1 protein-coding gene is annotated in these 476 nt (G+C 50.0%); it reads right to left on the reverse strand.

Features of this window, described 5'->3' with window-relative positions:
* Positions 1-476 (reverse strand): glycosyl hydrolase family 95 catalytic domain-containing protein (locus N2K84_RS20220; protein WP_428222005.1); only part of this gene is annotated, 476 nt, incomplete at both ends.

A 476-nucleotide genomic window follows, 5' to 3' on the forward strand; every position in this document is an offset into this window, starting at 1 on the left:
GATTTCAACACCGGGTAAACCGATTCGAGGTAGTTCAAATCGCCGCTGTACAAATACTTCTCCCACAAATGCTGCGAAAGCCAGGCACCACCCATGGGCCACATGCCCCAAAAAGCGCCATCAACCACACCGCTGATTCGCCAAATGTCGGTATTGTGATGGGTGACCCAACCTTTGGCGCCGTGCATCTCGCGGGCGGTTTGCGTTCCTGTTTCCGAAAGCTCTTTTACCATCTGGATTAGTGGCTCGTGCAGCTCGGTAAGGTTGCATTTTTCGGCTGGCCAGTAATTCATTTCGGTATTGATGTTGATGGTGTATTTGCTGTCCCAGGCCGGATTGGTGCTTTCGTTCCAAATACCCTGCAAATTGGCGGGTTGTCCACCCGGTTGAGAACTTGAAATCAACAAATAACGTCCAAATTGGTAGTACATCGAAACCAGTTGGGGATCATGGCTGGTCGAAAAATTCTTGATGCG

It is taken from the genome of Gaoshiqia sediminis (genome assembly GCF_025907915.1).
Classification (GTDB): Bacteria; Bacteroidota; Bacteroidia; order Bacteroidales; family Prolixibacteraceae; genus Gaoshiqia; species Gaoshiqia sediminis.